This is a genomic window from Calditrichota bacterium, from assembly GCA_016867835.1.
Classification (GTDB): Bacteria; Electryoneota; AABM5-125-24; order Hatepunaeales; family Hatepunaeaceae; genus VGIQ01.
Genome location: VGIQ01000146.1, coordinates 1 through 5,564 on the forward strand (window position 1 = coordinate 1; position 5,564 = coordinate 5,564).

The following is a 5,564-nucleotide window of genomic DNA, read 5'->3' on the forward strand; positions in this document are numbered from 1 at the left end:
CCGGTAGCGAAAAAAACTTGTAAGTCTGCTGCGCCCGGCAAAGCGCCCAGCCGAGAACCAACCCTAAAACCGTCCCGACGACACCAACAATGAGGCCCTCGAAGAGGAAGACTTTGAGGATCACCTCCTGCGTCGCGCCGATCGCCTTCAGGATGCCAATCTCCCGCTTCTTCTCCAGCACTACCATGATCTGACTCGAAACAATGTTAAACGCAGCCACGAGGATAATGAGCGATAGGAGGATCGTATAGAGCCACTTCTCGATCTTCATCCATCTAAAAAGCGTCTGGTGCATATCGTGCCAGGTGCGCGGGAAGTAGGGATAGCGGAGCACTTCCTCGATCCGACGGGCTACCCGGTCCGCGTATTCCATTCGGTTTAGCCGCAGTTCGATGCCGGAAATCGCATTACTGAACTCGAAAAACTCCTGGGCATCGGCCAGCGCAACATGCGCAAAGGCGTCGTCATACTCATAGATACCGGTCTCGAAGACACCAGTTACGTTGAACCGCATCAAGCGCGGTGTAGATAGCAAACTGGTCAAGCCTGCCGGGCTGATCAGGATTACGGTGTCCCCTATAGTCGCGTCAAGCCGAAAACTTACCTGCCGGCCCAGAATTATCCCCGGCATTTCGGTACCGCTCTTCGGATCGCTGTTTCCACGGAAAATCATCGCACCGGCAACGATCGTCTTCGGCAGGTCTCCAACCTCCCCTACCGTAGCCGGATCTACGCCCTTGATAACGATGCCTTCGATCCGGGTTCCCTTCCTTATCATCCCTTTGCCTTGCACATAGGGAGTCGCTCCGACGACATTTGTCAGCCGTCGCAAGGTGTCCAACGGCGCACGCCACTCGACCATCGGCATCTCGTGAAAAAGCGTAACCTTGATATGGGCATCAGCGCCGATGATCCGGTCCCGCACTTCGGACTCGAATCCGTTCATCACCGAGAGCGTAATGACCAACGCAGCGACGCCGATCATTATGCCTCCGGCCGAAATATAGGTGATGAGGGAGATGAAACCGGTCCGCCGCTTGGTGCGGAGGTAACGGGTGGCTATGAAAAGAGGGAGGTTCAATCGTTCGGGTCGGTGCGGGGCATCAGATTAGTTCTGAAACTGGCAACATTGATGCGGCTAATCTATCAATAGCTGCGCGGTCGAAGCAGCGGGAAAAGGATGACATCCCGAATCGAGGTGGATCCTGTCAGCACCATTGCCAGCCTATCGACACCGATGCCGAGACCCGCGGTAGGCGGCATACCCAACTCCAATGCGGCGAGGAAGTCCTCGTCGATCGGCGGCATTTCGTCGTCTCCCGCTGCTCGCAGCCGGGCTTGCTCTTCGAATCGGGCGCGCTGGTCGAGCGGATCGTTCAGTTCGCTGAAGGCGTTGACCAGTTCGAGTCCTCCGATGTAGAGTTCGAACCGCTCGGCGCAATCGACTACCCGACGATGCCGCTTTGCCAGCGGTGAAAGCGCAACCGGATGATCGGTCACGAATATCGGTTGGATAAGGTTTGGCTGAACGAAAGCCGAGAATAGTTCATCGATGATCTTTCCTGACCCCCACGACGGATCAACCGGGAGACCTTTATTCCTTGCCTCGACAGCCAGTTCGTCACGGGACAAGGTCAAGACGTCGATACCTGCTTCGCGTTTGATACCTTCTGACATAGGCAATCGCCGGTAAGGGGGTGTTAAGTCGATGTCCACTCCTTCCCACCGAATCTGTTCGCTGCCGACCGTGACCCGCGCCAGTCTTGGAAACAGTTCCTCCATCAATTCCATCGCGAACTCGTAATCGGCATAAGCTGCGTAGGCTTCCAGCATCGTGAATTCAGGCGAATGCATTCGGTCGATGCCTTCGTTGCGGAAGTCCTTGGCAATCTCATAGACCCGGGGTATGCCTCCGACTATCACCCGCTTCAGATAGAGTTCGTCCGCTATACGGAGATAGAGGTCACGGTCCAGCGTGTTGTGATGAGTGATAAATGGCCGTGCCAGCGCACCGCCATAGAGCGGCTGAAGAACTGGAGTCTCGATTTCGACGAAGCCCTTCCCCTCGAAGAAGAGGCGCAATTCGCGAACAATCCGGCTCCGTTTGATGAGCGTATCACGCGAGTCACGGTTGAGAATCAGGTCGAGAGACCGGTCACGATAACGTTCTTCGCGATCCTCCCAGCCATACCAGGTCTGATCTCCCTTCTCCTTCACAGCTGGAAGCGGCCGCAGACTCTTGGTGAGCAGTGTCAAACTGGTAGCCTGAAGCGACTGCTGACCGGTGCGGGTGATGAAGAGATGCCCACCGATCCGTACTATGTCGCCTATGTCCAGGTGGCTGAAGAGTTCCCAGATGTCATCGCCGATAACATCTTTCTTTAGATAGACCTGGAGCCTTCCAGAAGCGTCTTGAAGGTCACAGAATGCCGCCTTACCCATCAGGCGTATCGACATCAGCCGGCCGGCGATGGCTACCGGCGTTTCAGCGTCGGCGAGGGCGTCGAACTGCGCCAGCAAGTCAGCGGTCGATGAGACCTTTTCCACACCCGGCGGGTAAGGATCGATGCCAAGTTCCCGGATGCGTGCCAATTTCTCACGGCGGGCGCGAAGGATATGGTCGAGGTCGTCGCCGGCAGGAGGAAGTTCGATGGGAGTATCGGAATCGTGCGAAGGCATCTACTGGATGACTCCACCCGGCCCAATCTGCAGAATGCGCATCCGATGGCTCATCGGGAAGGGGGGGAGGGCGCCCTGATTCACCTTCATATCGACAACCGGAGCATTGCCTAAAGTGACTCGCACGGGAGGGGGCAGGTCGAAACTTTGGCTGCTTCCGGGCCAGAGTGTTCGGTCGAAGACGACATTGTCGCCATGCTCGACCTTGACATAACAGGTATCTCGGGTGCGGATTTCGAGGTGGATAATTTTTAACGTATCGCTCACTGGGCTCAAGGTAGTATCAGCAGGGCTTGCGGCAGCAGTCCGGGTCGTCTCGGCAGGTTGGACTGACGAAACAGGAGGTGGTGCTGCCGGCTTGACATTCGTGCTCGTCGCTGTCGGAAAGGGGATGTCGGGCGGGCGCGAAAGGTAGAGCGCTATCAGTATCGCTGCCGCAACGCCTATAACAATGTAGAATATAGTGTTGCGATTTCGTTCGAACCACGACCCCAGCCCTGCCGCCTGGGCTTCGCTATCGCTGATATCTCTTCCTCGATCCGATTCGGGAAGACCGCTGCTGATCGGTGCGCGCGACTCGACGGATCCGGAGAAGAGTTCATCCAGTCGGTTGGTCAATTTGTCGAGAGGATGCCCAACCGAGTCGGCATAGGCGCGAATAAAGGCTTTTACATAGGTAGGCGGTAGAAAATTCCATTTGCCTTCCTCGATTGCATCGAGATACTTGACGCTGATCTTGGTGATGTTAAATATCTGTTCCTGCGTCATTTCGGCGAAATTCCGCGCTGCGCGCAGTTCTCCGCCGATCTGACGCCGCACTTCAGGGGTGCCGATCTCAGGATAACTGCTTCTCTTCAGCGGGTAGGGTGTCGATTCGGTATCGTTTTGGGTCAATTCATTTCCTTGGGAGGAGGGGTTAACCCGCCTGTCCGGTTTACACCTGCACGTTCTTGAGGAAGCGTTCCATTTCCGGCAACCCCCCCTGCATCACAAGGTAACCGTCGATCGGTTCACGCTCAGTGATCTCCCCGGCCAGCGGCGTCAGCATCATTTCACGGACTTTTTCCCGATCGTCGGTGTGCCCCAATACCCACCCTAACTTGACATAAGCCGTTTCGGGAAGGAGATTCGCTCCGGGCACGACTCCCAACTCCATAATGTCCCGGCCGGTATCATAGACGAACATCTGGACGTAGCCCCAGAGCGTCTCGACCGTCATATAGATGTGCACTCCCTTGTCGCAAGCGCGTTTCAGAGCCGGATAGAGCGGCTTATTGACATGCCCCAATCCGGTTCCAGCGATGATGATGCCCTTGTAGTTGTTGTCGGTCAGCGCGTCGATGACATCGGGCTTCATATTGGGGTAGTAATATACGATGGCTACCCGGTCATCGAACTTCGTATCAAGCATCACCGGGCGGGACCGGTCCCGCGGAGTCGTCTCTTCGACCAGTTTATCGATCTTCCCCCGTACCACCCTCGCCAGCGGCCGGTCGCCGATAGTGCGAAAAGTCGAACGGTAACTCGAGTGCATCTTGCGCACCCGGGTCCCCCGGTGGAGCAGACCGTAGGAGTCCGACGTCGGTCCAAACATGCAGACCATCACCTCGGCGATGTCGCCGTAACCTGCGGTCCAGGAGGCATTAATCAGGTTGATTGCGGCGTCCGATGAGGGCCGGTCGGAAGATCGCTGCGAGCCGACCATCACAATCGGCACCGGCGTTGAGCGGATCATGAACGAGAGAGCCGCTGCCGTATAGTGCATGGTGTCGGTGCCGTGTCCGATCACGATCCCGTCGGCGCCCTTTTCGATCTCTTCGCGGATGGCGTTTGCGGTTCCGACCCAGTGCTCGGGGGTGATGTTCTCGCTAAAAACGCCGTAGAGTTTGCGCGTCTCGAGATTACAGATGTCGGCAAGTTCGGGGACGGCGCCATAGAGTTCGCCAGGGGAAAAGGCGGGGATGACTGCCCCAGTCCGGTAGTCGAGCCGGCTTGCGATGGTCCCGCCGGTACCCAGGAGCGTGACATTCGGGCGGTCGGGACTCGTCGGGAAGGCACGTTCCGGAATATTGTAGTGCGCCTCGCGAAAGCCGCGTTCCGTGATCTCCTCAATTCCCATCACCGCCAGCCCGATATTGTAACCATTGGGCAGTTTCAAGACCAGATGCCGTTCGTCGGCGGTCTCGCTGCGGGGCAGGATTATGCCCTCGAACCGACCCTCGTTAGTGCGAATGACGACGTCGCTCCAGACGCGAACATCGAAGTTCTTCAAGGTGTCGAGCGCCGACCCGCGATAACCTTTGTAAGAGTCGTCGGCCAATAGATTCCCGCTTTGATCAAGGCTTCATAATACATCGAAAAGCCCTCGCGCGCAAGGCAGCCTGTTGGGAGCAATTGATTTTCAAGCCGATTTTGCTTAAAATACTTGGACTCTATCGGACGCCTCATTAACCTGTGCAATTCAAAACCAAACTCGAAGCCGCTACAGCCGGTCGGATCGGACTCTGCGTCGGTCTTGACCCGGTCGTCGAAAGGATGCTGCCGCGCTTTCAGCAGTCCACGACGCCGCTCTACGACTTCTGCCTCGCTGTCGTCGAAGAGACCGCTACGCACTGCGCCGCCTTCAAGCCCAACCTCGCCTTTTTCGAGGCTTATGGCGCTTCGGGCTGGCAACAATTGGCAGACCTTGTGAAGGCTATCCCAGCCGACAAATTAGTCATCCTCGACGGCAAGCGTGGTGATATCGGCAACACCGCCAAGGCTTATGCTCGCGCGCTCTTCGACAACCTTGGCGGAGACGCCGCAACCGTCAGTCCCTATCTCGGAGCCGACTCGCTCGAGCCGTTCGTCGAACGTCCTGACCGCGGCGTCTATGTGCTTGCGGT

Annotated in this window: 5 protein-coding genes; 1 reads left to right on the forward strand and 4 read right to left on the reverse strand. The window is 57.0% G+C overall.

Annotation, left to right across the window (positions count from 1 at the left end):
• The 4 genes from FJY67_11080 to gatD form a co-directional block, all read right to left on the reverse strand.
• On the reverse strand, positions 1-1,081 hold a 1,081-nt coding region (locus FJY67_11080; protein ID MBM3329990.1), incomplete at its 3' end, for an ABC transporter permease.
• A 65-nt stretch (positions 1,082-1,146) separates the two neighbouring features.
• Positions 1,147-2,679, reverse strand: a complete 1,533-nt coding sequence (lysS, locus tag FJY67_11085; protein MBM3329991.1) for a lysine--tRNA ligase — start codon at positions 2,677-2,679, stop codon at positions 1,147-1,149.
• Positions 2,680-3,573, reverse strand: a complete 894-nt coding sequence (locus FJY67_11090) for a DUF4115 domain-containing protein (protein MBM3329992.1) — start codon at positions 3,571-3,573, stop codon at positions 2,680-2,682.
• Positions 3,574-3,613: 40 nt separating this feature from the next.
• Entirely contained in the window at positions 3,614-4,999 is a 1,386-nt protein-coding gene (gatD, locus tag FJY67_11095) for a Glu-tRNA(Gln) amidotransferase subunit GatD (GenBank protein ID MBM3329993.1), read from the reverse strand.
• A gap of 134 nt (positions 5,000-5,133) precedes the next feature.
• Between gatD and pyrF the strand changes: the two genes are divergently transcribed.
• The coding region (gene pyrF, locus FJY67_11100) for an orotidine-5'-phosphate decarboxylase (protein MBM3329994.1) at positions 5,134-5,564 on the forward strand (431 nt) is incomplete at its 3' end.

Bases quoted from the DNA above. Each gene is read 5' to 3' on its own strand.
- lysS (MBM3329991.1), bottom strand. From the start codon at position 2,679: ATGCCTTCGCACGATTCCGATACTCCCATCGAACTTCCTCCTGCCGGC.